This is a genomic window from Janthinobacterium sp. FT14W (assembly GCF_009208755.1).
Lineage (GTDB): Bacteria > Pseudomonadota > Gammaproteobacteria > Burkholderiales > Burkholderiaceae_D > Janthinobacterium > Janthinobacterium violaceinigrum.
Map to the genome: position 1 here is coordinate 1 of NZ_WFLL01000007.1, position 24092 is coordinate 24092.

The window sequence follows — 24092 nt, forward strand, 5'->3', positions numbered from 1 at the left end:
CCGTGGCCCTGCTGGATGCGGCCCCGCTCGACGCCCGCCATTGCAGCTACCTGGCCGGCTGCGCCGACACGCCGGTGGCGCTGCGCCTGCGCGGCGGCAGCATCGAGACGGCCTGGTCGCCGGACGGCGATGGACGCACGGCCTGGCAAGGCGCCGTGCCGGCCGGCGTGGAAGCCTGCTACCTGCCCGTCGCGCATGGCGACCTGCTGCTGCAAAAAGAGTACTACCCGGCCATCGCGCAACTGCTCGACAGCGGCCAGGGCGCTGGCCTGTCCCGGCGCCCGCCGCACGCGCCCGGCGGCATTCCGCCCCGCTTCCGCCCGTACGCGCCCGACGCGCAGCCGCTGTACCCGCAGCCGCAGGAACTGCTCGACGCCGCCATCGGCGCCGCCGGCCCCGCCAGCGCGCCGGAGATCTGCACGCCGCAGCTGAGCCTGTCCGTCATCCACGGCAGCATGGCTTCGGCCGACGCGCCCGTCATGAGCGGCTGCTATGCGTATGAATCGCTGCGCGGCAGCATGAGTTTCCTGGATCGCCTGCTGGCCGGCAAGCTGCAGGAAATCCACGCGCTGGGACGCTTTCCCCAGCGCCCCGACGCGGCCCTGGTGGTGCTGCAGCCCGATGCGGCGCGCCGGCCCGGCGGCGCCATCGTCATCGGCCTGGGCGCGCTGGGAGAACTGACGCCGGGCGAACTGGCGCGCGCGTTTGCCGGCGGCCTGCTCGAATACGCGTGCGTCTGCCTGCAGGTGCGCGCCGCCGGCCGCGTGCCGGCGCCGCCGGCGGGCGAACACGGCTTGCGCGTGGCCAGCCTGCTGTCCGGCTCCGGCTATGGCGGCTTGAGCATCGCCCTGTGCGCGCGCGCCCTGATCGACGGCGCGCGCAGCGCCAACCGGCGCCTGGAAGACGCGGGCATGGCTTGCCGCATCGGCCATATCGCCATCTACGAACAGTCCGAGGCGCGCGCCATCGCCGCCGCCGTGGCCATCGAGCAGATCATGGCCGAGGCCCGCTACCAGGGCAGCTTCGCGTTCGAGCAGCGCATCCGCCACAGCCCGGGCGGCTACCGGCGCATCCTGCCCAGCCTGAGCGGCGACAACGGCTGGCGCCGCGTGCAGATCGTCGCCGCGGATCTCTCGGGCGCCCTGCGCTTCACCGTGCTGACGGACCGCGCCCACAACAGCGTCGACGAAGAGCCGAACCAGCGGCAGGCCGTCGATGGCCTGATCATGGATGCCACCGACAACACCACCGACCAGCCGGGCCTGTCGCGCGCCCTGTACGAACTGATGCTGCCCAATGGCCTGAAGGCGGCCATCCCCGAGATGCGCGGCCTGATCCTGGCCGTCGACCAGAGCGCCGCCATCTATCCGTGGGAATTGATGCGCGACGAGGCGGGCAGCGAGGAAAGCCCGCTGTCGACGCGCATCGGCATGGTGCGCCAGCTGGCCAGCCTGCGCGAGCAGCCGCCCGCCGTCAGCCCGCCCAGCAACAGCGTGCTGGTGATCGGCGACACCGATTCCGGCCTGCCCGAGCTGCCCGCCGCGCAGGCCGAAGCGCAGGACGTGGCGCGCATGTTCGGCGCCTATGGCTACCAGGTGCGCGAGCTGCTGCGTCCGCAGGCGCAGCGGGTGCTGGTGCACCTGTTCGACGAGCGCTATTTCGCCATCCACCTGGCCGGCCACGGCGAAGTGGCGGGCCCCGGCATCGCCCATACGGGCCTGGTGCTGGGACCGAAGACGCGGCTGACGGCGGCGCAGGTGGGCAAGCTCAAACGCGTGCCGCAATTCGTCTTCATCAATTGCTGCCACCTGGGCGACATGCGCCCGGACGCCATCGCGCCGTGGTCGAAACTGGCCGCCAGCCTGGCCACGGCCTTCATTGAAATGGGCTCGCAGGCGGTGATCGCGGCCGGCTGGCGCATCGACGACCAGGCGGCCAGCATCTTCGCGCACAGCTTCTATCACGCCATGCTGAGCGGCGAATACTTCGGCGACGCCGTGCGGCTGGCGCGCGAAGCGGCCTACCTGCAGTTTCCCGCCTCGAACACCTGGGGCGCCTACCAGGCGTATGGCGACGACCGCTACCGTTTTCCGAACACGCAGAGCCGGCCCTGGCAGGCGCCCGACTACCACTACCACGGCCACCTGCTGGCCGACCTGGAAACCCTGCATGCGCGCCTGGCGGGCGCCGATCCTGCGCGCCGCGCGGCCATCGAGGAAAAGCTGGACAGCATCGAGGAAGCCGTGCGCGCGCGCTTCTTCGGCTGCGCCGACATCCGCGAAAACATGGCCGCCACGCGGGCCGGCCTCGGTGGCCTGGACAACACCTTGCGCGCCATCGAACACTACCGGGCGGCGCACAGCGCGGCCGACGGCAAGGTGGGCTTGCGCGCGCTGGCGCACTGGGCGGAACTGGAGATACGCCAGGGCGCGGCCCTGTGCGGCATCGATGCGGGCGCCGGCATCGACGTGCCGGCCGTGCCCGACCCGGTACAGGGACGGCAGCTGCTGCACGATGGACGCCGGCATATCGACCTGCTGGTGGCGCTGTCGCCCACGGCGCAGCGCCTGGCCCTGCTGGGACGCTACTGGGCCCTGCAGGCACGCCTGGCCTGCGCGGGGGGAGGCTCCGGCACGCCGGCCCTGCGCGCCATGACGGAAGCCTGCCTGGCTGCGCTGGAAGAGGCGCGGCTGCGCAGCGGCGTGGCCGACTGCGACCTCGTTTTCCAGGCGCTGGCGGGCGCCCTGCTGCTGAAAGCCCATGGCGACAGCGGCGCCTGGCGCGCGCTCGATGCGCAGCTGGGCGAGCTGCTGCACGACGCCATCGCGTATGCGCGCCAGCGCCACGCGGACGAACACCGCGCCATCGACGCGGGCGCCCCGTGCGCGCCGCCCTGCTGGCGGCCCTGTGGCAGGTGCCGGACGGCCGGCCCTTCGACGCGCCCGCGCGCGCCGCCTTCCTGGCGCTGTACCACGACGCCGTGCGGCGCCACGGCAGCATCGGCGAACCCGAAGCCATCGCCGTGCCCCTGCGCTTCCTGCTTGAACTGCTGCCGCCCGACAGCGCGGAAACCGGCTTGCGCGGCGCCGTGCAGGCGCTGGCCAGCCAGTTGCAGGCCTCACTGCCCGGCATTCACCTGAGCAGCCTCAGCCAGGCACCACTCCGTAGTGGCGCGCATAGCGCTCGTCCAGATTCGCCAGCGGCATCATCATGAACATGTCGGCGCTTTCGAAATCGGGGTCCCAGGCCGGTTCGCCGCAAATCCAGGCGCCCGAACGCAGATAGCCCTTGATCAGCGGCGGCACTTGCGGCTTGTGCGCCGCTTCCACCTTGTGGATGGGGAAAGGCAGGTGCGGCGTGACGCGGTATTCGGCGGGCGCCATGTGCTTTTCGGCCAGCGCCTGGTACACGGCGACGGCGTTATGCCCGCCATCGGCCAGGCTGATGCTGGCGCAGCCCACCAGATAGTCGCAGCGCTCGCGGCGCATGTATTCGGCCAGGCCGGACCACAGCAGCATGATCACGCTGCCGCCCCGGTATTTCGGGTGGATGCAGGCGCGGCCCGCTTCGACCATGCGTCCGCGCAGATTCTTCAGGCGGCTCAGGTCGAACTCGTTTTCCGAATACAGGCGGCCGATCTTGGCTGCCTTGGCGGCGCTCAGCACGCGGTAGGTACCCACCACTTTCAGGGTATCGGCGTCACGCACGATCAGGTGATCGCAGTGCGCGTCGAATTCATCGCTGTCGAGGCCATCGGCATTGGCCAGCGACGTCAGGCCCATGGTCTCGATAAACACCTTGTAGCGCAAACGCTGTACTTCGCGCAGTTCCGCCGCTGTAGTGGCCTGGCTCAGCACCAGTTGAACCGGCCTGGCCTTGGCTTCGTTTGACGCGCTGATATTTTGCATGGTTTCATCCCCTGTGATCAAGACGACTCCAGCGTACTTGTCTAATATGTCAGGAAAATGACAGCCGAATGTCATTTCCATGACGCAAGACAATGTCATGCGGGGATCGTGCATAATTACCACACTCGCCCAGCAGGAAGACAGCATGAAAGACCCGGACGCACCGCACATCACGCCCTACACCAGGCCCGCCGCCGGCTGGGACGCGCTAAAACACGTGGCCATCAGCCTGCGCCAGGAACGGGTCGCGCCCGGCAACCTGAAAGCCCTGTTGTCGCAGAACCAGCCGGACGGCTTCGATTGCCCCGGCTGCGCCTGGCCGGACCGCAACCACGCCTCCACGTTTGCCTTTTGCGAAAACGGCGCCAAGGCCGTCGCCGCGGAAGCGACCAGCCGCCGCGCCGGCCCCGCACTGTTCGCCAGCCATACCGTCGCGCAGCTGCTGGAACAGTCGGACTATGCGCTCGAACAGCATGGCCGCCTGACGGAGCCGATGGTCTACGACGCGGCCAGCGACCGCTACGTGCCCATCGCCTGGGAAGACGCCTACGCGCTCGTGGGACGCCATCTGCGCGCCCTGCCCGACCCGGACCAGGCCGCGTTCTACACGTCGGGGCGCGCCAGCAACGAGGCGGCCTTCCTGTACCAGCTGATGGCGCGCCTGTACGGCACCAACAACTTCCCCGACTGCTCGAACATGTGCCACGAGGCCACCAGCCGCGGGCTGCCCGCCACCGTGGGCATCGGCAAGGGCACGGTGACCCTGAACGACTTCGAACTGGCCGACACCATCCTCATCTTCGGCCAGAATCCCGCCACCAACCACCCGCGCATGCTGGGCGAGCTGCGCGAGTGCGCGCGCCGCGGCGGCAGCATCGTCTCCATCAATCCCCTGCGCGAACGGGGCTTGCAGCGCTTCATGGACCCGCAAAGCGCGCTGGAAATGGCGACCCTGGGCAGCACGCCCCTGGCCGGCCTGTTCGTCCAGCCCACTTTGGGCGGCGACTTCGCCCTGATCAAGGCCGTCGCCAAGCGCGTCGTCGAACATGACGATGCGGCGCAGGCGGCCGGCACGCCCGCCGTCATCGACCACGCCTTCATCCTGGAACACTGCAGCGGCTTCGAAGCCTTCCGCGACGACCTGCGCATGGAAAGCTGGGAGCTGCTGCTGCGGGAGTCGGGCGTGGCGCGCGAACAGGTCGAGGCCTTGACGGACATCTTCGTCAAGGGCCGGCGCATCATCGCCACCTGGGGCATGGGGCTGACGCAGCACAAGCACAGCGTGGCGGCCATCCGCATGCTGTCGAACCTGATGATGTTGCGCGGCCAGATCGGCCAGCCCGGCGCGGGACTGTGCCCCGTGCGCGGCCACTCCAACGTGCAGGGCGACCGCACGGTGGGCATCGAGGAAAAGCCCGCCGGCGCCTTCCTCGACCGCCTGGGCCAGGTCTACGGCTTCGAGCCGCCGCGCAAGCATGGCCACGACGTGGTGGCCACCATCGAAGCCATGCAGCGCGGCGACGTCAAGGTGTTCATCGCCCTGGGCGGCAACTTCGCCGCCGCCACGCCCGATACGCCGCTGACCTTTGCCGCGCTGCGCCAGTGCGCGCTGACGGTGCAGGTGGCCACCAAGCTCAATCGCAGCCACCTGGTCATCGGCAAGGAAGCCTTGCTGCTGCCCACCCTGGGGCGCACGGAAATCGACCTGCAGCACGGCGTGCCGCAGGGCGTGACGGTGGAAGACTCGATGAGCATGGTGCATATCTCGTACGGCCGCAATGCGCCCGCTTCGCCGCAGCTGCGCTCGGAAGTGGCCATCGTGGCCGGCATGGCCGAAGCGGCGGTGGGCAGCGCCCTGGTGGACTGGCGCGCATATGCGGCCGACTATGCGCGCATCCGCGACGACATCGAAAAGGTGTTCGACGATTTCCGCGACTACAACGCCAGGGTGGCCGTTCCGGGCGGCTTTCACCTGACGGTGGCGTCGCGCGGACGCATATGGAAGACGGCCAGCGGCAAGGCCAGCTTCCTCGTCGCCCCGCTGGACCTCGATACGCCGCTGCACCGCGCCCGCGCGCGCCATGGCGAACGCCTGATGGTCTTGATGAGCACGCGCTCGCACGACCAGTACAACACCACCATCTACGGCATGGATGACCGCTACCGGGGCGTATACGGCACGCGCAGGGTGGTCTTTGCCAATCGGGACGATATCGCCATGCTGGGTTTTGCCGATGGCGACCTGGTGGACCTGATCGGCGCCTGGGACGATGGCGTGGCGCGCCGCGCCGACGGTTTCAGACTGGTGGCCTACGACATCCCGCGCGGCTGCCTGGGCGCGTATTACCCGGAGACGAACGCGCTGGTGCCGCTGGCCAGCACGGCCGACGGCGCCGGCACGCCGACGTCGAAGTCCGTGCCCGTGCTGCTGCAGGCGGCGAAGGGTCAGATGCCGATATCGGGCGTGTAGTCGACCCAGGCATCCTGGCGGCAGAAACCCACCAGCTTCATGCCCGCCTGCGTGGCGATGGAAATGGCCAGCGAGCTGGGAGCGGAAATGGTCGCCAGCAGCGGGATGCGCATGCGCGCCGCCTTGCGCGCCAGCTCGTAGCTGCCGCGGCTGGACAGGAAGACGAAGCCGAGGCGCATGTCGATAGCGTGCAGCGCGAGATGGCCGATCAGTTTATCGAGGCCGTTATGCCGGCCGATATCCTCGAACACCTGCACGATAGCGCCGTCGGGCGTGCACCAGGCGGCAGCGTGCACGCCGCCCGTTTCCTGCATCAGCGCCTGGTGCGCGCACAAGCCGGCGGATGCGCGCGCCAGCGCGGCGGGCAGATCGACCTGGATCAGGGCCGGCGGCAGCGCTTCCGGCCGCAGGTCGAGCATGTCGATGCTGTCGATGCCGCACACGCCGCAGCCGCTGCGGCCCGTCAGCGCGCGGCGCCGGTCCTTCAGGCGCACGAAATCTTCCTGGGCGATGGTCAGCGCCACTTCGGCGGAATCGGGACGCAGAACCACTTCGCAGTCGAAGATGGCGGCGGCGGATGCGACCACGCCTTCCGTCAGCGCGAAGCCATAGGCGAACGCTTCCAGGTCGCGCGGGGTGGCCATCATGACGACGTGGGAAATGCCGTTGAAGACCAGCGCCACGGGGATTTCCTCGGCGACGTGGTCGATGGCGGCTAGGGACTCGCCCGCGCGGTGGCGGACGATGGCGCGCTCGACAAAGCCGGCGCGTTCAACAGGGGTTTCTTCTGACATGGCAACCATGGGGGAACTATCACAGGCCCCATGGTAAACCAGAATGGACAGGCAGGCGGCAGTCCGCGCGGGACTGCCCTGCCATCGCCCTCAATCCTTCTTCGGACGGCCCGTTTTCAGCTGCGGCAGGCCGGCCAGCACGTTTTGCAGTGTCGCCAGGTCGATCTGGCTGATCAGCGCCACGCCGATGCGCAGCAATTCGCTTTTCTTGATCTCGAAACCGGCCTTCAGGCAGGCTTTCTTGACCTGGCCCAGGACTTCGTATTCCGCTTCCGGCATGGTGAAGCTGTCGCGCACCAGCTTTGGCTTGCGGGCTTTTTCCTTGACGGCAGCCACCTTGGCAACGGGCGCTTTTTTCGCTGGCGCAGGCTTGACAGCCGCTTTGGCGACCGGCTTGGCTACCGGCTTGACGGCTGCTTTCGCTGCCGGCTTGACGGCGGGCTTGGCGGCGGGCTTCGCAGCAACCTTGGCCGCCGGCCTGGCAACGGCTTTCAGCTCCGCCTTGGCGACTGCCTTGGCGGCAGGCTTGGCCACGACGGCCTTGGCCGCCGGCTTGGCGACGGGCGCCTTGGCGGCGGCAGGTTTCGCCGCTGCCGGCTTCGCAACGGCCGGTTTCGCGGCCACCGGCTTGACGGCGGCTTTTGCCGCGGGCTTCGCCGCTGCCTTGGCTACCGGCTTGGCCGCAGGCTTCGCGGCAGCTTTTGCCACGGGTGCGGCCTTCGCCGCTGCCGCGTTGATCGAGGCGCTGGTGGGGAACATCGATACGGGCGCGCTGTCGGCTTTTTTTGCTGGGACGGTTTTGGTCATGGATTCTCCAATCTGACAAATAATATAAACAATATATACTGTTTTTTGAAACCTTGCTTGCTGCATATCAAGTCATGCGCACGGCATGACCCACTAGGCGCTGGCACGGATGGTGAAATCGACTCCGACCTCATCCCAGAATTCCTGCTCCTTCTCGATCCAGAACGACACGGTGGGATGGTGCGCCACCCAGCCGCGCTTGATGTCAAGCTCGATGCGGCTCTTCATGCGCAGGCGCAGCTCGCTGAAATCGGCCTCGATGCGCGCATGCATGAGCAGAATCGACAGGCGCAGCGCCAGCACGGCCTTGGCGAAATCGGGGTCGGACAGCACTTCGCCGATCTTGCGCAAGTTGCCCTTCTGCGCCAGGATCAGGCGGCTCATGGTCTTCTGTTCGCGCGTGGTAAAACCGGGCAAGTCCGCGTTTTCCACGATGTACGATGCATGCTTGTGGTAGCCCGTCTGCGAGACGGCCAGTCCCACTTCGTGCAGCAGGCTGCTCCAGCGCAGGCATTTCACCAGGGCGTCGGACGTGGGCTTGAGCTGCGCGTACATGGCCAGCGCCTGCTGCGCCACGCGCCCGGCGCGCTGCTGGTCGATATGGAATTTTTCCATGCAGCCCTGCACCGACTGCTCGCGGCGGTCGCGCTTGGTCGAGCGCAGGTACAAATCCCACATCACGCCCATGCGCAGGCCCGCCTCGATCGGCGTCATGGCGGGAATGGCCAGTTCGCGGAACAGGCCGATCAAGATGGCCAGGCCGCCGACGATGGTGCTGGCGCGGTCGGGGCGCAAGCCGGGCATGTCGATGCGGCTGGTGTGGCCCAGTTCGATGAAGCGGCGCGCCAGCGCATCGAGGCTGGCGCCCGTCAGCTGGCCATCGCCCAGCTTGTTGCGGGCGATGATGTCGGCGATCGTGCGGATGGTGCCGGAAGAGCCGTAGGCCGTCTTCCAGTGCTGCGGATGGTACGGCGGCGCGGCATCCTCGAAATGGCTGCGCGCCGACAGGATGGCGGCCTCGAACGACGGCGCGTCGATGCGCCCGCCGATGAAAAACGACAGGCTTTGCTTGACGGTGCCCAGGCTGAAGGACTCGACGCGCTCGATATCGTTGCCGCGCCCCAGTATCAGTTCGGTCGAGCCGCCGCCGATATCCATCACCAGCCGGCGTTCGCCCGGGATGGCCAGCGCATTGGCCACGCCCATGTAGATCAGTCGCCCCTCTTCCTCGCCCGAGATGATTTCGATCGGGTAGCCGATGGCCTGTTCGGCCAGCGGCAGGAAGACGGCGCCGTTGCGCGCCACGCGCATGGCCGACGTGGCCACCACGCGCACGGCTTCGAGCTCGAAACCGGCCAGGATGGCGCGAAAGCGCTGCAGGCAGGCCAGCGCCCCCTGCATGGCCGCCTCGGTCAGGTCGCCGTTGGCGTCCAGGCCGGCGGCCAGGCGTATCGGATCGCGCACGCTCTTGACCACGCGTATGGTGTCGCCATCATGCTTGCCGACGTGTAAACGAAAACTGTTGGACCCCAGGTCCACCGCTGCATACATACTGGCCTCTTGTCTTGTCATTGCTGTACCAACCGCGAAAAAAGTTGGCAAACTCAGTTGCTAAACTATATAAATCATTTAAACGATTTAAAAATCCTACCACACTACCCTCATCGTATGACAGCGGCGTGACAGGATTGTGACAAAACGGCGGCCAGCCGTGGCGCTTAGGGCACGATGGTCGTGAACAGATAGACGGCGAAAATCACCAGGTGCACCGTGCCCTGCATGACCGTGGTGCGGCCCGTGCCCAGCGACAGGGTGGCCACCATCAGCGACAGCAACAGCAGCACCGTCGACTTGATGTCGAGTCCCAGCGTAATCGTCAGGCCCGTGGCCAGCGACACCACCACCACGGCGGGAATCGTCAGGCCGATGCTGGCCAGCGCGGAGCCCAGCGCCAGGTTCAAGCTCGTTTGCAAACGGTTGGCGCGCGCGGCGCGCACGGCGGCCAGGCCTTCGGGCAGCAGCACGATGGCGGCGATGACGATGCCGACCAGGGTTTTCGGCGCACCCATGGCGGCAATCGCCGTCTCCAGCGCGGGCGCCAGCGACTTGGCCAGCAACACCACGGCGCCCAGGCACACGAGCAGCGCGCCGGCGCTGATCCAGGCGACGCTGGCCGATGGCGGCGCCGCATGCACCTCCTCGTCGCCGACGGCTTCCTTGGGCAGGAAGTAATCGCGGTGGCGCACCGTCTGCACCAGCACGAAGGTGCCGTACAGGACCAGCGAGATGACGGCGATGAAAATGAGCTGGCTCGAGTTGTAGTACGGGCCTGCGGCGCTCGACGTGTAGTTCGGCAGCACCAGCGTCAGGATGGCGATGGCCGCCAGGGTGGCCAGCGAAGCGCTCACGCCCAGCAGGCCGAAGGTCTGCTCCTTGTGGCGGCCGGCGCCCAGCAGCAGGCAGATGCCGACGATGCCGTTCAAAATGATCATGATGGCGGCAAACACGGTATCGCGCGCCAGGCCTGTCGTTTCCGGCCCGCCGGCCAGCATCAGCGAGACGATCAGCGCCACCTCGATCAGGGTCACGGCCAGCGCCAGCACCAGGGTGCCATACGGTTCGCCGATGCGGTGCGCCACCACTTCCGCGTGGTACACGGCGGCCAGCACGCTGCCGATCAGGCCGGCGACCAGCAATATCTGGTAGGCGCCGCCGAAGTTGAAGGTGGAACCGAACAGGAACAGCCAGCCGGCAAGCGGGGCGGCAAGCGGCCATACAGGCAGGGATTTGAGAATTTTCATTATGAGCCTGGCAAGAGTAGAAAAGGGGAACTGCGGTGCGGACGGCAACGGGGAGCCTGACGTGCGCCCCATAGCATAACTTGCTTAGCTTAAATGAAAGTTAGGGAAAGCACACGTTTGGCCACGGGCGCCCCGCGCCGCCGTCTCCTTGCTGCTGTGCACCTGCTTGCTACCATTAACTATAGTCCCTTTGGTAACATGCCGTTGCAATTTCCTTGTCTTTTAGTCTGCCGATGGCGCCATACTGGAGGGCACGCCTTTCCGGCACCGACCAGGGACAGACCATGATTTCAACACACAGCACCGCCATGCGCACCTTCGTTTTCGCCAGCAGCCTGCTGTGCGCCGCCGCACAGGCCGCCACGCAGGCGCCGCGCGAGGACGGGGAGCCGGCGCGCGAAGCGCAGGTCGACGCAAACTGGGCCGCCACGCCGGCGCCCGTGGCCGCCGCCCGGTGGCAGGACAGCCTGCCGCCGGCGCCGCCGGTGGCGCCACGCGAAGAAAAGATCCTGCCCCGCAGTGAATGGCTGAGCGTGGAGCCCATGAAGGCGCCTGACCATCGCTGCGATCCCGGTCTCGACGCCTTATTTTTGAGCAAGGAATGCGGCAAGGAACCCAGCTGGCTGGGTTCGCGCAAGAAGTAAGACTAAACGGATCTACATATCGAGGGGGCTGGCGCCCTGCGCCTCGACCACCCGGTTGCGGCCCGCCTGCTTGGCCGCCTGCAGCGCCTCGTCGGCCCGTTTGAACAGGCTGACGGTGCTGTCTTCCGCGCGGATGGTGGTCACGCCCAGGCTGGCCGTCAGCTGCAGCACGGCGCGCTCCGTCTTGACGGGCAGCGCTTCGACGGCGGCGCGGATGCGCTCGGCCACCATCAGCGCATCGGCCAGGGTCGTGCGCGGCAGCTGGATGGCGAATTCGGCGCCGCCCAGGCGGCCCATCAGGTCGCTGTCGCGCAGCTGCTGGCGGCAGGTGTCGACGATGGCTTTCAGCACCGCGTCGCCCACCGGATGGCCGTAGCTGTCGTTGACGCGCTTGAAATGGTCGATATTGAGCACCACCAGCGCCGTCGGCAAGCCGGGCCGGCGCGCCAGCGCCATCCATGGCGCCAGCGCCTGGTAAAAGCCGCGCCGGTTCGGCACGCCCGTGGCCCCGTCGAGCACTTCCAGGCGCGCCAGTTCGCCGCCCAGCTTTTCGCGCGACAGCAGCAGGTAGCCGAAGGCGTTCGTCAGCATCATCAGGTACAGGGCGCCGAAGCCGGCCAGCTGCATCAGTTCCGCATCGAAATCGGGGATGGTGGCGGCCAGCGCGCCGCGCGCGGCGATCAGCAGCGACAGGATGCCCATGCTGACGACGAGGAAGCGGCGCAGCATGCTCGCCTCGCGCCACTTCAGGCACAGGGCGGCCACGCCGGCCAGGAAAAAGCCCGCCACGATCAGCGAACCGCCGGCGCTGCGCAGCAGCGGCGCCACGTCGAACAGGTAGCAGGCGGCAAACAGCGCCACCGATACGCCCAGCGCCGGCAATGCATAGCGGCGCCAGTTGCTGCGCCCCGCCGCCTGCCACAGGGCGCCCGCGTCGAGCGCCATGCCGGCAAACAGCAGGCTGTTGCCCAGCAAGATGGACAGCACGTCGGGCAGCACGCCGCGGAAGTACAGCAGGCACCAGGCCACGGCCTGGCATTGCTTGGCCACCGCCCAGGTGGACAGGCTGAGCGACTTCTTGCGCTCGTACTCGAAGAAGAACAGGGCCGCGCACAGGCTCAGGTTGCCGAGCGCCAGCGCCAGTACCAGGGTCTTGATATCCATGGGTTACGCCATTGCCGCGCCAGCGCGGCACGCCAGGTCAGATTTCGTGTTCGACATTGGTGCTGCCGTCGCCGACCTTGCTGGCCCACGCCTGCACGAAATACTGCTTTTCCACTTCGCTGGGCGCCTCATGCCAGAAAACGATGAGGGTGCCCTTGTGGTCGTGGATCTGCGCTACTTTTTCAATGAAGCCGAAATTGGCGGCCTGGTCGGCCAGCGCCGCCGCGTAGCCATACACGCGCGTCAGCCGCTCGATGCGGTCAGGCTCCGTAAAACTGTTCGTCGCCGTAATGATGGGGTGATCCAAAAACATGCTTGTCTCCATGGTGCCCGACTGCGCGGCCTTGCCGCTGCGCGCCGTACGCTGCCTGGCGCCGCGCTCCGCGCTGTGTGCCGAACGGCAACAGGCGAGCCCGCCGCCGCTCCATGCGGACGCTCTGTGCGGATTAATCGGGTATGCTCACGGGAGCTTATCAGATTTCTCTGAATGCAACAAAACATCGTCCCCAGTCCACTCAGCGAAGTCGTCCCATGCCGGAAAACAGAAGCACCACCCCACAGGCCCCGCAGGTGCATACCTGCGGCGACCGGCGCCGCCTGGAATTCCAGCCCGGCATGATCCAGAGCGAAATGCTGCTGTCGCGCCCCGACCACCTGCTGCTGCGCTATGCGCGCGCCATGATGTGCTTCACCCTGTTCGTGCCCCGTCCCCGCCACATCCTGATGGTGGGCCTGGGCGGCGGCTCGCTGCTCAAATTCTGCCACCGCCACCTGCCCGACGCGCGCATCACGGTGCTGGAATTGCGCGCCGACGTGATCGCCCTGCGCGAGCAGTTCATGCTGCCGCCCGACGACGCGCGCCTGCGCATCATCGAGACGGACGCCGTCAGCTATATCCGCCGGCATCCGGGCTGCGCCGACGTGCTGCTGCTCGACGGCTACGACGAAACGGGGCTGCCGCCCGCACTGGGCAGCGCGCGCTTCTATGCGGACTGCCTGCGCACCCTGCTGCCCGGCGGCGTGCTGGTCGCCAACCTGTTCAGCTATGACGAGCACTATCCCGCCATGCTGGCGCGCCTGATGCTGACCTTCCGCGGCGCCGTATGCCAGTTCGACGGCATCGCCGGCAATAACCGCATCATCTTTGCCGCCAAGCCGCAGCAACATGCCGCCGGCCGCGCCATGCGCGTGGTGCGCCTGGTGCGCTGGCGCCAGGCGTGCGGCCTGGCGTTCCTGAACCGCCTGCTGCCGGCATGGCAATTGTGGCGCTTGCGCCGGCAGTCGGGTGCGGGCAGCGGCTGAACGCCGTCTTCGCGGCTATCGATATTGTTGCTTATTAGCAGTAATTTGGTGCAAAATCAGCATGATGGATGTGGTTTATGACAAACTACGGCCTGCGTGGGGCCGGCAGGCGCCGCCGAACCCAAGTGTCCATGAAGTGAGATAGGAAAAACCATGCTGCGTGGCCGCCTGCCATTGTCGATTTCTGCCGCGGCCGCGCTGACCTTTGCCTGCGGCGTCAGCATCACCGCCGTACTGTTCGCCGCCATCAGCCAGCTCGAATACGACAAGATGAGCCTGAGCCTGCAGCAGCGCGCCGGTGCGCGCGTGGCCGCCATCGAGCGGGGACTCGACGACGCGGTGGAGGTGCTGACCACGACGAACCAGCTGTTTAGCGCCGTCGTGCCCGTCACGCGCGAGCAGTTCCACGACTTCACCACGCCGCTGCTGCAGCGCCACCCGTTCATCCAGGCCTTCAATTTCCACCGCATCGTGCCGCATGCGCAGCGGGCCGCCTTCGAGGCCGGGCTGCGCCGCATCGCGCCCGATTACGCCATGACGGAAATGCGCGATGGCGTCGTCGTGCCCGCGACGACGCGCGCCAGCTACCTGGTGGTGGACTACCTCGTCCCCTTGCAGGGCAACCGCCCCGCCTTCGGCCTGAACGTCAGCCCGAACGGCTTGCTGGCGAACGCGCTGGAGCAGGCCATCGTCAGCGGCCAGACCACCGCCACCGGCCTGCTGGCCCTGGCGCAGGGGCCGCAACAGGGCTTCGTCATCCTGCGCCCCGTGTACCGCCACGGCCTGCCCCTGCAAACGGCGCAGCAACGGCGCGCGGCGCTGATCGGCGATACGGCGATCATCATCCGCGCGGGGGAACTGGTGCAGAAAATCCTCGCCGGCGCCGACCTGCTGGGCGACCCGCAGCTCGAACTCAGCGTCTACGCCGATGCGGGCGCCGACCCGCGCCAGCGGATCTTCCAGCACGGCCAGGCGCCTGCCGACGAACCGGGCGGCGCCTGGGAGTCGCTGCCCCGCTGGCTGCAATTTGCCTACCACAGCCATTATGACCGGGTCTTCACTTCCGCCGGCCGGCCCTGGCATGTGCGCGTGGTGGCCCATCCGCGCCCCTTCCTGGCCGATCACCTGGGCTCCCTGTTCACCGTGATCACGGGTTTGCTGTTCAGCGTGCTGACGGCGGCCTTTGTGCAGACACTGACGCAGCGCTCGCGCCGCGTGCAATTGCTGGTGGAGCAGCGCACGGCCGACCTCAAGCGCAGCAATGAACTGCTCAGCGCCGACGTGCGGGCGCGCCAGCGCACGGAGCGCGCCTTGCAGGAAAGCGAAAAGCGCTTCCGCCGCCTGCTGGCCCTGTCCTCGGACTGGTACTGGGAGCAGGATGCCAATTACTGCTTCACCCACATCACCAGCGGCTTCACGGACAAGTCGAACATGCCGCTGGAACGCTTCATCGGCATGACGCGCTGGGACAACAACCCGGAAATGCGCAATTCGCGCTGGGGCAAGCAGCATATCGCCAACCTGGAAGCCCACCTGCCCTTTTCCAACCTCGAATATGCGATGAAGGACCGCGATGGCCAGCTGCGCTGGTTCAGCATCAATGGCGAACCGCTGTTCAACGAGCTGGGCGAGTTTCGCGGCTACCGCGGCACGGGCTCCGAAATCACGGAGCGCAAGCTGGCCGAGCAGCAAATCCAGCACATCGCCCACCACGACGTGCTGACGGGCCTGCCCAACCGCGCCCTGCTGCGCGACCGCCTGGCGCAGGCGATGGCCCTGTCGCGCCGCAAGAACCGCGCGCTGTGGGTGCTGTTGATCGACCTCGACCGCTTCAAGTTCGTCAACGACAGCCTGGGACACAAGGCGGGCGACCTGCTGCTGAAAACCATCGCCGCGCGCCTGCAGTCCAGCCTGCGCGAAAGCGATACGGTGGCGCGCCTGTCCGGCGATGAATTCGTCGCCATCCTGTGCGAGCAGGCGGATGAAGTGCTCAGCGGCGCCATCGTGCAGCGCGTGATGGATGCCGTGGCCCAGCCGGTACTACTCGACGGCAAGGAATTCTTCGTCACCTGCAGCATCGGCGTGGCCGTCTACGACATGTCGCGCTACGACGCGCCCGGCGACGTGACCTTGAATGGCGAGACGCAGAACCTGATCGAGCAGGCCGACATCGCCATGTACTGCGCCAAGAAACAGGGCCGCAACAACATCAAGTTCTACACGACGGCCATGAACCAGGCCACGCTGGAGCGCCTGCGCATCGAGACGGCGCTGCGCAACGCGCTGGAGCGCGAACAGTTCGTGCTGCATTACCAGCCGCAGCTGGACCTGGCCAGCGGGCGCATCGTGGGCGTGGAAGCGCTGCTGCGCTGGCAGCACCCGGACCTGGGCATGGTGGCGCCGCAGCGCTTCATCGCGCTGGCCGAGGATACGGGCCTGATCGTGCCGATCGGCGCCTGGGTCATGCGCCAGGCATGCGCGCAGATGCAGGCCTGGCATGCGGCCGGCCTGGGCCAGCTGCGCCTGGCCGTGAACCTGTCGGCGCGCCAGTTCAACGAGCCGAACCTGGTCGCCTCGATCGCCGACGTGCTGCAGGAAACGGGCCTCGCGCCCGCCTGCCTGGAGCTGGAACTGACGGAAAGCCTGTTCATGCACGACGTGGCGCTGGCCGTCAGCCAGCTGCACGACATGAAGGCGCTGGGGGTGCAGCTGTCGATCGACGACTTCGGCACCGGCTATTCCAGCTTCGCCTACCTGCGCACCTTCCCCATCGACGTGCTGAAGATCGACCGCAGTTTCGTGGGCGACGTGGCGCGCGACGCGGACGATGCGGCCATCGTCGTCTCCATCATCGCGCTGGCGCACAATTTGAAACTGCGCGTGGTGGCCGAAGGCGTGGAAACGGCCGAGCAGCTCGACTACCTGCGCCGCCACGGCTGCGACGAGGCGCAGGGCTTTTATTTCAGCCGGCCGCTGCCCGCGCATGAAGTGGAAGCCCTGCTGCGGGCGGAAGAAACGCACGTCATGCTGTAGACGACGGCGGCAGCCTTGCCCCGAGTTCGAGCTCGTCCCAGTCATCGTCCAGGCCGGATTGCGCCAGCAGGGAAGCCACCTCCGTGGCATGCGCCGGATGAATGTCCTGCTCCGGATGCGGCCACACGAAATCGCATTCCGTGCAGACGATCACCTGCTGGCCCGTCCTGCGGAGCGTGGCGTGCACCAGGTCGCCATACTCGTCGCAGGTGGGGCATTGCATGCCATGTGCGCGCATGTCCGGACCTTACAGTTTCTGTTGCAGGAATTCGAGGAAGCAGCTGATGCGCTGCGCCAGCTGCGTATTGCGGTAGTACACGGCATGGATCTGCTGCCGGTAGCCCGTATAAAACGGCTGCAGCACCTTCACCAGGCGGCCGGCCGCGATGTCGTCCTTCGTCATGAAGTCGGACAGGCAGACGATGCCCTGGTCGTGCAGGGCCAGCTGGCGCAGGGTTTCGCCGCTGGAAGCGGCCAGCGCGGGCACGATCTGCAGGCTGTTGCCGGCGGCGTGGCGCAGCGGCCAGATATTGCCCAGTTCATATTGCGCAAAGCCCAGCAGCGCATGGCCGGACAGCTCCTCCGGCGTGCCTGGCGTGCCGTGGCGCGCCAGGTAGGCGGGCGTGGCCAGCACGTGCAGGGGGCTGGCACTGAGCGGACGCGCGTGCAGGGTCGAGTCGACCAGCGCGCCGATGCGGATGGCGATATCGGTGCGGTGTTCGAGCAGGTCGGCGATCTGGTCGTTGCTGGTCAGCTCCAGGCGGATGTCCGGGTACATGGCGCGAAATTCCGCCACATGGGGCACCACGCAATGGAGCATGAAGGGCGAGGCGGCATCGACGGACAGGCGCCCGGCCGGCTTCTGGCGGCGGATGCGGATCGACTCTTCCACGTCTTCCATCGAGGCGAGGATGGCGCGCGCCTTGTCCAGGAACAGCTGCCCCTCTTCCGTCAGCTCCATGCGCCGCGTGGTGCGCGTCAGCAGCGAGGTGGCCAGCTTGTCTTCCAGGCGCGACAGGGCGCGGCTGACGCCGGAGGTGGTTTGTCCCAGGTGTACGGCGGCCGCGCTCAGGGTGCCGCTGTCGATGACGGTGACGAAGATTTTCAGGTCGTCCGAATTGATATCCATGCTTGCCTTGCTAATTGTTGCCCACATTTCACATATCGCGCCATTATAATGGAATGGCGGCAACAGTGATGGCGGTTGGCAACGTCAGGCAACGTAGAACAAAATGGCGATAAAATGGCAGCTACTGCCGGCCAGCACGAACAGGTGCCAGATGCCGTGGCCGTGGCGCAGCTTGTGGTCGGTGGCGTAGAAAGCGATGCCGCCCGTGTAGCACAGCCCGCCTGCCACCAGCCACAGGAAGCCATTCCACTCGAGCGCCGCCAGCAGCGGCTTGATGCCGATGACGATCAGCCAGCCCATGGCCACGTAAATCACCAGCGACAGGATGCGCGCGCCTTGCGCATACACATATTCCTGCACGATGCCAAGCAAGGCCAGGCCCCAGACGACGCCGAACAGCGACCAGCCCCACGGTCCCCGCAGGGTCACCAGCATGAAGGGCGTGTAGGTGCCCGCGATGAGCAGGTAGATGGCGCAATGGTCGAGCCGCTGCAGCACCGCCTTGGCCTTGCCGCGCACGCTGTGGTAGAGGGTGGACGTGAGGTACAGGGTCAGCAGCATGGCCGCATACACGCTGCAGCTGACGATTTTCCAGGGGTCGCCCGTGCGGGCCGCCGCGACGATCAGGATGACGCCGCCGATGGCCGCCAGCGCGGCGCCCACCGTATGGGAAATGCTGTTGAACCGTTCACCGTGGTACATGCTTGACCGCCCGCCCCGTTAAAAACAGGCTCATCGTACACGCTTGGGGGAATGGTGGTGGTGCGCATGCACCGAACGTATTGATACGCAGCAAAGTTCCGGGGTCAGACCCGACGGGACTCGGCGTCCCCGTCTGACCCCAGTTCTTGCTTTGGGGCGTCAATCAATCAACTTCCGCCTTCTTGCGCGCGGGACGGCGCGCCGGCGTCTTGCGCGGCGCCTTGGCCGGCTTGTCTTCGGCCACGACAGTCACTTCCACCGGTGCCGCTTCGACGACAGGCGCCGCTTCCACCACGGCTTCCGCCGCCTTCCTGGCCGGCTTTTTCGCCGCTGCCGCCTTGCGGGCCGGCGTGCGCGGCTTGGCTTTCGGTTTCGCTTCGGCGGTCGCTTCAACTACCTCCACCACCGCTTCCGCTACCGGCTCAGGTGCTGGCACAGGCACGGCTTCCGCCACTGGCGCCACCTCGACGGCTTCGGCGCGCGCTTCGCGGGCAGCGTCGCCATTCTTGCGGCCGCCACGGCCGTTGCGGCGCGAACCGCGCTTGGCGCTGCCTTCTTCCGCCACCACCGCGGCTGCCGCCTCGGCCACTTCATGCAGCACTTCCGGCTGCGGCGCCGGCGCATACTGCTCGACGACGACCGTTTCCGCCTCGGCCACGGGCACGAAAGCCGGTGGCGCTTCGCCGCGGCGATGCTCGTTCTGCTTGCGGCCGCCACGGCCATTGCGGCGCGAATCGCGGCGGCTGCCGCCTTCGCGCTGATTGCCCTCTTCCACCGCCGCGCCCGTTTCGCCGCTGGCGACGGCCTCGCTGGCCGCATCCCCGCTCGCGGCGGCAGGCACGGCCACCAGGCCGCTGCTGCGGTAGACATAGGCGCCCGATTTTTCATCGCGGCCAAATTCCAGCAAGCCGCGCGTCTGCGCTTCTTCCAGCAGGTTGCCGAAGGTGCGGAAACCGTAGTAGGACTCGCTGAAATCGGGCTTGCGGCGCTTGATCGCCTCTTTCAGCATCGAAGCCCAGATCTTGCCGCTGTCGCCACGCTCGGACACCAGCGCGTCGAAGGTGGCGACGGCCATCTCGATCGCTTCCGTCTTGCGCGACTCGTATTTTTCCTTGCGGCGCACTTCTTCGTCGGGCGAGCGCTTGGCGGCCGGCGTGTCGCGCGCGTCGCGCTTGGCGGCCGTGCGGCGGCTTTCGCGCACCAGGTCGTCGTAGAAAATGAATTCATCGCAGTTCGCCACCAGCAGGTCCGACGTCGACTGCTTGACGCCCACGCCGATCACCTGCTTGGCGTTTTCGCGCAGCTTCGAGACGAGCGGCGAAAAATCGGAATCTCCGCTGATGATGACGAAGGTGTTAACGTGGGCCTTGGTGTAGCACAGGTCCAGCGCATCGACCACCAGGCGGATGTCGGCCGAATTCTTGCCCGACTGGCGCACGTGGGGAATCTCGATCAGCTCGAAGTTCGCCTCATGCATGGTGCCCTTGAAACTCTTATAACGGTCCCAGTCGCAATATGCCTTCTTGACAACGATGCTGCCCTTGAGCAGCAAGCGTTCGAGGATGGGCTTGATATCGAATTTTTCGTAATTTGCATCTCGCACGCCGAGCGCGACGTTCTCGAAGTCGCAAAACACGGCCATGCTGAGGTTTTCTGGGGATGACGCCATAAGGGTGAATTCTCGCTGGATGATAAGGGCGGACGGGAAGCGCAACGCCTCCCTTTTCGCCTAGTATATTCGCCCGCCCCCCGTTTCGGCGACAACTATCGTGCGCAGCCGCCTATTGGGCGCCGCCGGCCGCCCTCGCGCTGGCGCCGGCGACGGGCCAAACGACGCTTTCATCGACCGAATACAGCTGGCACGGCAGGCTGCTGCGCTGCTGGCACGAGGCCAGCGCGCGCACGTCGGGGCTTTCGCCCTCCTCGGCCCAGCCCCAGGCGCCGCTGGCCGACAGGGCAAAGGCGCGCGGCGCCGTTTTTTCCAGGAAGACGCGGTAGGCGGCGCGGCCCTGCTCTTCCAGGTAGGGCACGGCGGCGATGTCCTCCTGCGGCGCAAAATGCGTGGCGGGCGGCGGCGGCGCATCGGCCACGCGGTAGACCTGCCGTACCGGCATGCCGATCTGCTGCAGGAAGCGCTCCGTGGCGGGCAGCCACACGGCCACGCCATCGCGGCTGCCCAGGGTCAGGTGGGCGTCGCGCTTGAACGGGCCATACGCCAGCAGCTGCGCGCGTCCGCCGGAACCGGTAAAGGAATTGAACAGCCGCCGCGCCAGCGCCGGCGAAAAATACGCGTCGTTGGCGCCATACAGCCACAGGCTGGGAATGTGGTTGTAGGCGCCCAGGGTGGCGAAAGTCTTGGCCAGCGCCCCTTGCCAGTCGCAGCCGGGCATGTCGATGCGCAGCCCGCCGGCGAAATTGAGCACGCCGCGCACGCCGGGCAGCACCCGGGTCGCAAGCGCCAGCGCCGCCATGCCCCCATACGACTGGCCCGCGACGACGATGCGCTCCGGGTCGACCCAGCGCTGGCGCCGCGCATACGCGAGCGCGGCAAGCACGTCGCGCGCCTGGCCCTGGGCGTTGCCCAGCATGTCGCAGCCGAAATCGCGGTACGGGCCCGTCGAGCGGGCATACCCGGCGCGCATGGGCAGCATCACCGCATAGCCGCGGCGCACGAATTCGGTGGCCATATAGATAAAGCGCTCGCGCGCCTGCAGTTTCGCGGGCCCAGCCTGCTTGCCATGATTCATCAGCAGCAGGGGAAACGGGCCGGGGCCGGCGGGGCGGAACACGGTGGTTTCCAGCACGTCGCGCGAGCCGTCGCCGGCCGGCACCATGATGACCTGCTCGTTCAGGCGCGCGTCGAGCGGCAGTGGCGCGTGGGCAAGCTGGGCTTGCAAGGGCAGGCAGGGCAGGCCGAGCAGAAAACCCGGGAGCATGCGGCGCAGCAAGTGGAAAATGGCGGATTCCGTGGATGACATCCCTGCCAGTCTAGGCAGTGAAATGCCACGGAACAATATAAAAAAGTTACGTGATGGACATATTTTTTGCGGCAAGCACCTGCGCGAAAAATTGTTGCCTTGCACCAACCATTTTCTCCGCAGACGGGAGTAAACTAAAGGCCTTCTGAAGGAGTTGCCATGTCCATATCCGCCCTCACCACCGGTACCTCGGGGCTGACCGCCAACCAGCGCGCGCTGGATGTGGCCGCCAACAATATCGCCAATGCGAATACCCAGGGCTTCCAGCCCCAGTCGGCCGACTTCCAGGAAGCCAGCCCGGCCGGCACGGGCGTCACCCTCTCCGTCGAAGGGCGCCAGCTGGCCGCCGGCGAAAGCGTCAGCAGCGCCAATGCGAATGCGGCCAAGGCGGCCGAAAGCCGGCCCAACGGCGTGGGCCTCGCTTCCGAGCTGACGGATAACCTCGTCTACAAGGCCGGTTTCAACCTGTCGGCAAATGTCGTCAAGGCGGCCGACCAGGCCCTGGGCAGCCTGATCGACGTCAAGACCTGACGACTGCGGCTATCGAAAAAATAGTCTAATTTTTCATTTCCAGCGCCAGCGGCGCCATGGCCGGCGTGATCAGCGCCAGCAGCCGTTCGGCGGGAATGCCGTCGCGCGCCTGCACCGACAGGCCATGCAGCAGCGCCGCATAATAGTCGCCCAGCGCCTGCACGTCCGCCTCCTCTTTCAACTCTCCCGCCAGCTGCGCCGCGCGCAAGCGCTCGATGACGGCCTGCGTGCGCGCGCGGCGGTGCTGCGCCAGCCAGTCGGCGATGCCCGCGTTGTCCGCGCTCGTGTTCGTGGCAGCCGTGACCACCATGCAGCCTTGCGGCTGGCCGCTGCGCGTATACAGCAGCACGGCCTCTTCCAGCATGCGCGCCACGGCGTCGCGCGCATTCAGGCTGGCCGCCAGCGCGTGTACGGCAAACGCGCCCTCGCCCGTTTCATATAGTTCCACGGCTTCGCGGAACAGCTGTTCCTTCGAGCCGAACGCCGCATAGATGCGCGCCGAAGCGATGCCCAGCGCCGCCACCAGGTCGGCCATCGATACGCCTTCGTAGCCGCGCGTCCAGAACGCGTCGCGCGCTTTTGCCAGCGCCAGCGCGCGGTCAAATTCCCTCGGTCTTCCTGCCATTTTTATCCTCTGCTTGCAAACTGGCGGCCAGTATAACGCCTGCACGCCATACCGATTCCGCATTTATTTTGCATCACGGCCTTGACCGCGCTGCAAATTTCGCCTATTCTTTGTCGATCGACAAACAATAGGAGCCGATATGAAAACCATCCAAGGACCAAGCCTGCACCTGGCACAATTCGCCGCCGATACGGCGCCCTTCAACACCCTGCCTGCCATCGCCGAGTGGGCGGCCGGCATGGGCTTCAAGGCCCTGCAGATCCCCGCCTGGGATGCGCGCCTGTTCGACGTGGCGCAAGCGGCGCACAGCCAGCAGTACTGCGACGACCTCGTTGCCATGCTGGCCGGCCATGGCCTCGTCATCAGCGAACTGACGACGCACATCCTCGGCCAGCTGGTGGCCGTGCATCCGGCCTACGACGCGCTGTGCGACAGCTTTGCGCCGGCACACCTGCACGGCCAGCCGGCGGCGCGCACCGAGTGGGCCATCGAACAGGTCAAGCTGGCGGCCATGGCCTCGAAGCGCCTGGGCCTGACGGAAATGGGCACGTTCTCCGGCTCGTTCGCCTGGCCTTACCTGTTCCCGTTCCCGCAGCGCCCGCCCGGCCTGATCGAAGCGGCCTTCGACGAACTGGCGCGCCGCTGGCTGCCCATCCTCGACGTATGCGAAGAACAGGGCGTCAACCTGTGCTACGAAATCCACCCGAGCGAAGACCTGCATGACGGCATCAGCTTCGAGATGTTCTACGAGCGCGTGGGCCGCCATCCGCGCTGCAAGATGCTGTTCGATCCCAGCCACTTCGTGCTGCAGCAGCTGAACTACCTGGAATTCATCGACATCTACAAGGACCATATCCGCATGTTCCATGTGAAGGATGCGGAATTCAATCCGACGGGCCGGCAAGGCATCTACGGCGGCTACCAGTCGTGGGAAAACCGCGCCGGGCGCTTCCGTTCGCTGGGCGACGGCCAGGTCGATTTCAAGGCCATCTTCTCGAAGATGGCACAGAACAACTACGCAGGCTGGGCCACGCTGGAATGGGAATGCTGCCTGAAGGACCAGGAGGTGGGTGCGCGCGAAGGCGTGGCGTTCATCAACGCCCACATCATTCCCGTGACCGACAAGATCTTCGACGACTTTGCCGGCGCCCCCGTCAGCGCGCAGCAGATCAATACCCTGCTCGGCATCACGCACAACTAATCA

General features: G+C 66.7%; 20 protein-coding genes. 7 read left to right on the top strand and 13 right to left on the bottom strand.

What is annotated here, in order from left to right; genetic code table 11:
- On the top strand, positions 1-3140 hold a 3140-nt coding region (locus tag GCN74_RS29515; protein WP_152255982.1), incomplete at its 5' end, for a CHAT domain-containing protein.
- A gap of 6 nt (positions 3141-3146) precedes the next feature.
- Here the strand turns inward: GCN74_RS29515 and GCN74_RS06950 are convergent.
- A complete protein-coding gene (locus GCN74_RS06950) occupies positions 3147-3908 on the bottom strand; it encodes a GNAT family N-acetyltransferase (protein ID WP_152255983.1) in 762 nt (253 codons plus the stop codon).
- Between the two features lie 145 nt (positions 3909-4053).
- Between GCN74_RS06950 and GCN74_RS06955 the strand changes: the two genes are divergently transcribed.
- Positions 4054-6378 (top strand): FdhF/YdeP family oxidoreductase, encoded by a 2325-nt coding sequence (locus GCN74_RS06955; protein ID WP_152255984.1) that lies wholly within the window; start codon positions 4054-4056, stop codon positions 6376-6378.
- On the opposite strand, the gene fdhD is transcribed toward GCN74_RS06955, so the two are convergent.
- From fdhD to GCN74_RS06975, 4 genes are all read right to left on the bottom strand, one after another.
- Positions 6354-7172: a formate dehydrogenase accessory sulfurtransferase FdhD gene (gene fdhD, locus GCN74_RS06960; protein WP_152255985.1), complete on the bottom strand. Its 819-nt coding sequence runs from the start codon at positions 7170-7172 to the stop codon at positions 6354-6356. The genes GCN74_RS06955 and fdhD overlap by 25 nt on opposite strands.
- A gap of 90 nt (positions 7173-7262) precedes the next feature.
- Positions 7263-7979, bottom strand: coding sequence for a hypothetical protein (locus GCN74_RS06965; RefSeq protein ID WP_193316993.1), 717 nt, complete (start codon positions 7977-7979; stop codon positions 7263-7265).
- Between the two features lie 93 nt (positions 7980-8072).
- The gene (locus tag GCN74_RS06970; protein ID WP_152255986.1) at positions 8073-9530 is read right to left on the bottom strand and encodes a Ppx/GppA phosphatase family protein; all 1458 of its coding nucleotides are present in this window, start codon (positions 9528-9530) and stop codon (positions 8073-8075) included.
- Positions 9531-9697: 167 nt separating this feature from the next.
- Positions 9698-10780 carry a calcium:proton antiporter gene (locus GCN74_RS06975; RefSeq protein WP_152255987.1) on the bottom strand — a complete coding sequence of 361 codons (1083 nt, stop codon included), beginning with the start codon at positions 10778-10780 and terminating at the stop codon, positions 9698-9700.
- 284 nt (positions 10781-11064) lie between these two features.
- Between GCN74_RS06975 and GCN74_RS06980 the strand changes: the two genes are divergently transcribed.
- Positions 11065-11424, top strand: coding sequence for a hypothetical protein (locus GCN74_RS06980; protein WP_152255988.1), 360 nt, complete (start codon positions 11065-11067; stop codon positions 11422-11424).
- A gap of 12 nt (positions 11425-11436) precedes the next feature.
- Here GCN74_RS06980 and GCN74_RS06985 read toward each other — a convergent pair whose 3' ends face one another.
- Together GCN74_RS06985 and GCN74_RS06990 are read right to left on the bottom strand one after the other, a co-directional pair.
- Positions 11437-12588, bottom strand: coding sequence for a sensor domain-containing diguanylate cyclase (locus GCN74_RS06985; RefSeq protein ID WP_152255989.1), 1152 nt, complete (start codon positions 12586-12588; stop codon positions 11437-11439).
- Between the two features lie 37 nt (positions 12589-12625).
- Complete coding sequence (locus GCN74_RS06990; RefSeq protein WP_152255990.1) at positions 12626-12901, bottom strand: hypothetical protein; 276 nt, start codon at positions 12899-12901, stop codon at positions 12626-12628.
- Positions 12902-13119: 218 nt separating this feature from the next.
- On the opposite strand from GCN74_RS06990, the gene GCN74_RS06995 reads away from it, so the two are divergent.
- On the top strand, positions 13120-13890 hold the full coding sequence (locus tag GCN74_RS06995) for a transferase spermidine synthase (protein ID WP_152255991.1): 771 nt from the start codon (positions 13120-13122) through the stop codon (positions 13888-13890).
- Between the two features lie 153 nt (positions 13891-14043).
- Positions 14044-16923, top strand: a complete 2880-nt coding sequence (locus GCN74_RS07000) for an EAL domain-containing protein (protein ID WP_152255992.1) — start codon at positions 14044-14046, stop codon at positions 16921-16923.
- On the opposite strand, the gene GCN74_RS07005 is transcribed toward GCN74_RS07000, so the two are convergent.
- The 5 genes from GCN74_RS07005 to GCN74_RS07025 form a co-directional block, all read right to left on the bottom strand.
- Positions 16913-17161 carry a hypothetical protein gene (locus GCN74_RS07005; RefSeq protein WP_152255993.1) on the bottom strand — a complete coding sequence of 83 codons (249 nt, stop codon included), beginning with the start codon at positions 17159-17161 and terminating at the stop codon, positions 16913-16915. The genes GCN74_RS07000 and GCN74_RS07005 overlap by 11 nt on opposite strands.
- Positions 17162-17170: 9 nt before the next feature.
- A complete protein-coding gene (locus GCN74_RS07010; protein WP_152255994.1) occupies positions 17171-18052 on the bottom strand; it encodes a LysR family transcriptional regulator in 882 nt (293 codons plus the stop codon).
- Between the two features lie 84 nt (positions 18053-18136).
- Entirely contained in the window at positions 18137-18754 is a 618-nt protein-coding gene (gene trhA, locus GCN74_RS07015) for a PAQR family membrane homeostasis protein TrhA (RefSeq protein ID WP_152255995.1), read from the bottom strand.
- Between the two features lie 163 nt (positions 18755-18917).
- On the bottom strand, positions 18918-20423 hold the full coding sequence (locus GCN74_RS07020) for an NYN domain-containing protein (protein ID WP_152255996.1): 1506 nt from the start codon (positions 20421-20423) through the stop codon (positions 18918-18920).
- A 112-nt stretch (positions 20424-20535) separates the two neighbouring features.
- Positions 20536-21732, bottom strand: coding sequence for a dienelactone hydrolase family protein (locus tag GCN74_RS07025; protein ID WP_226938917.1), 1197 nt, complete (start codon positions 21730-21732; stop codon positions 20536-20538).
- 159 nt (positions 21733-21891) lie between these two features.
- Here GCN74_RS07025 and GCN74_RS07030 point away from each other — a divergent pair, with 159 nt between their 5' ends.
- Positions 21892-22263, top strand: a complete 372-nt coding sequence (locus GCN74_RS07030; RefSeq protein ID WP_152255997.1) for a flagellar basal body protein — start codon at positions 21892-21894, stop codon at positions 22261-22263.
- Between the two features lie 25 nt (positions 22264-22288).
- Here GCN74_RS07030 and GCN74_RS07035 read toward each other — a convergent pair whose 3' ends face one another.
- Positions 22289-22888, bottom strand: coding sequence for a TetR/AcrR family transcriptional regulator (locus tag GCN74_RS07035; protein WP_152255998.1), 600 nt, complete (start codon positions 22886-22888; stop codon positions 22289-22291).
- 139 nt (positions 22889-23027) lie between these two features.
- Here GCN74_RS07035 and GCN74_RS07040 point away from each other — a divergent pair, with 139 nt between their 5' ends.
- Positions 23028-24089: a sugar phosphate isomerase/epimerase family protein gene (locus GCN74_RS07040; RefSeq protein WP_152255999.1), complete on the top strand. Its 1062-nt coding sequence runs from the start codon at positions 23028-23030 to the stop codon at positions 24087-24089.
- Positions 24090-24092 lie beyond the last annotated feature (3 nt).

What these genes read in the sequence shown, in the direction of transcription:
- GCN74_RS06950 (WP_152255983.1), bottom strand. Translation starts at nt 3,908, where the DNA reads ATGCAAAATATCAGCGCGTCAAACGAAGCCAAGGCCAGGCCGGTTCAA.
- GCN74_RS06955 (WP_152255984.1), top strand. Translation starts at nt 4,054, where the DNA reads ATGAAAGACCCGGACGCACCGCACATCACGCCCTACACCAGGCCCGCC.
- fdhD (WP_152255985.1), bottom strand. Translation starts at nt 7,172, where the DNA reads ATGTCAGAAGAAACCCCTGTTGAACGCGCCGGCTTTGTCGAGCGCGCC.
- GCN74_RS06965 (WP_193316993.1), bottom strand. Translation starts at nt 7,979, where the DNA reads ATGACCAAAACCGTCCCAGCAAAAAAAGCCGACAGCGCGCCCGTATCG.
- GCN74_RS06970 (WP_152255986.1), bottom strand. Translation starts at nt 9,530, where the DNA reads ATGTATGCAGCGGTGGACCTGGGGTCCAACAGTTTTCGTTTACACGTC.
- GCN74_RS06975 (WP_152255987.1), bottom strand. Translation starts at nt 10,780, where the DNA reads ATGAAAATTCTCAAATCCCTGCCTGTATGGCCGCTTGCCGCCCCGCTT.
- GCN74_RS06980 (WP_152255988.1), top strand. Translation starts at nt 11,065, where the DNA reads ATGATTTCAACACACAGCACCGCCATGCGCACCTTCGTTTTCGCCAGC.
- GCN74_RS06985 (WP_152255989.1), bottom strand. Translation starts at nt 12,588, where the DNA reads ATGGATATCAAGACCCTGGTACTGGCGCTGGCGCTCGGCAACCTGAGC.
- GCN74_RS06990 (WP_152255990.1), bottom strand. Translation starts at nt 12,901, where the DNA reads ATGTTTTTGGATCACCCCATCATTACGGCGACGAACAGTTTTACGGAG.
- GCN74_RS06995 (WP_152255991.1), top strand. Translation starts at nt 13,120, where the DNA reads ATGCCGGAAAACAGAAGCACCACCCCACAGGCCCCGCAGGTGCATACC.
- GCN74_RS07000 (WP_152255992.1), top strand. Translation starts at nt 14,044, where the DNA reads ATGCTGCGTGGCCGCCTGCCATTGTCGATTTCTGCCGCGGCCGCGCTG.
- GCN74_RS07005 (WP_152255993.1), bottom strand. Translation starts at nt 17,161, where the DNA reads ATGCGCGCACATGGCATGCAATGCCCCACCTGCGACGAGTATGGCGAC.
- GCN74_RS07010 (WP_152255994.1), bottom strand. Translation starts at nt 18,052, where the DNA reads ATGGATATCAATTCGGACGACCTGAAAATCTTCGTCACCGTCATCGAC.
- trhA (WP_152255995.1), bottom strand. Translation starts at nt 18,754, where the DNA reads ATGTACCACGGTGAACGGTTCAACAGCATTTCCCATACGGTGGGCGCC.
- GCN74_RS07020 (WP_152255996.1), bottom strand. Translation starts at nt 20,423, where the DNA reads ATGGCGTCATCCCCAGAAAACCTCAGCATGGCCGTGTTTTGCGACTTC.
- GCN74_RS07025 (WP_226938917.1), bottom strand. Translation starts at nt 21,732, where the DNA reads ATGTCATCCACGGAATCCGCCATTTTCCACTTGCTGCGCCGCATGCTC.
- GCN74_RS07030 (WP_152255997.1), top strand. Translation starts at nt 21,892, where the DNA reads ATGTCCATATCCGCCCTCACCACCGGTACCTCGGGGCTGACCGCCAAC.
- GCN74_RS07035 (WP_152255998.1), bottom strand. Translation starts at nt 22,888, where the DNA reads ATGGCAGGAAGACCGAGGGAATTTGACCGCGCGCTGGCGCTGGCAAAA.
- GCN74_RS07040 (WP_152255999.1), top strand. Translation starts at nt 23,028, where the DNA reads ATGAAAACCATCCAAGGACCAAGCCTGCACCTGGCACAATTCGCCGCC.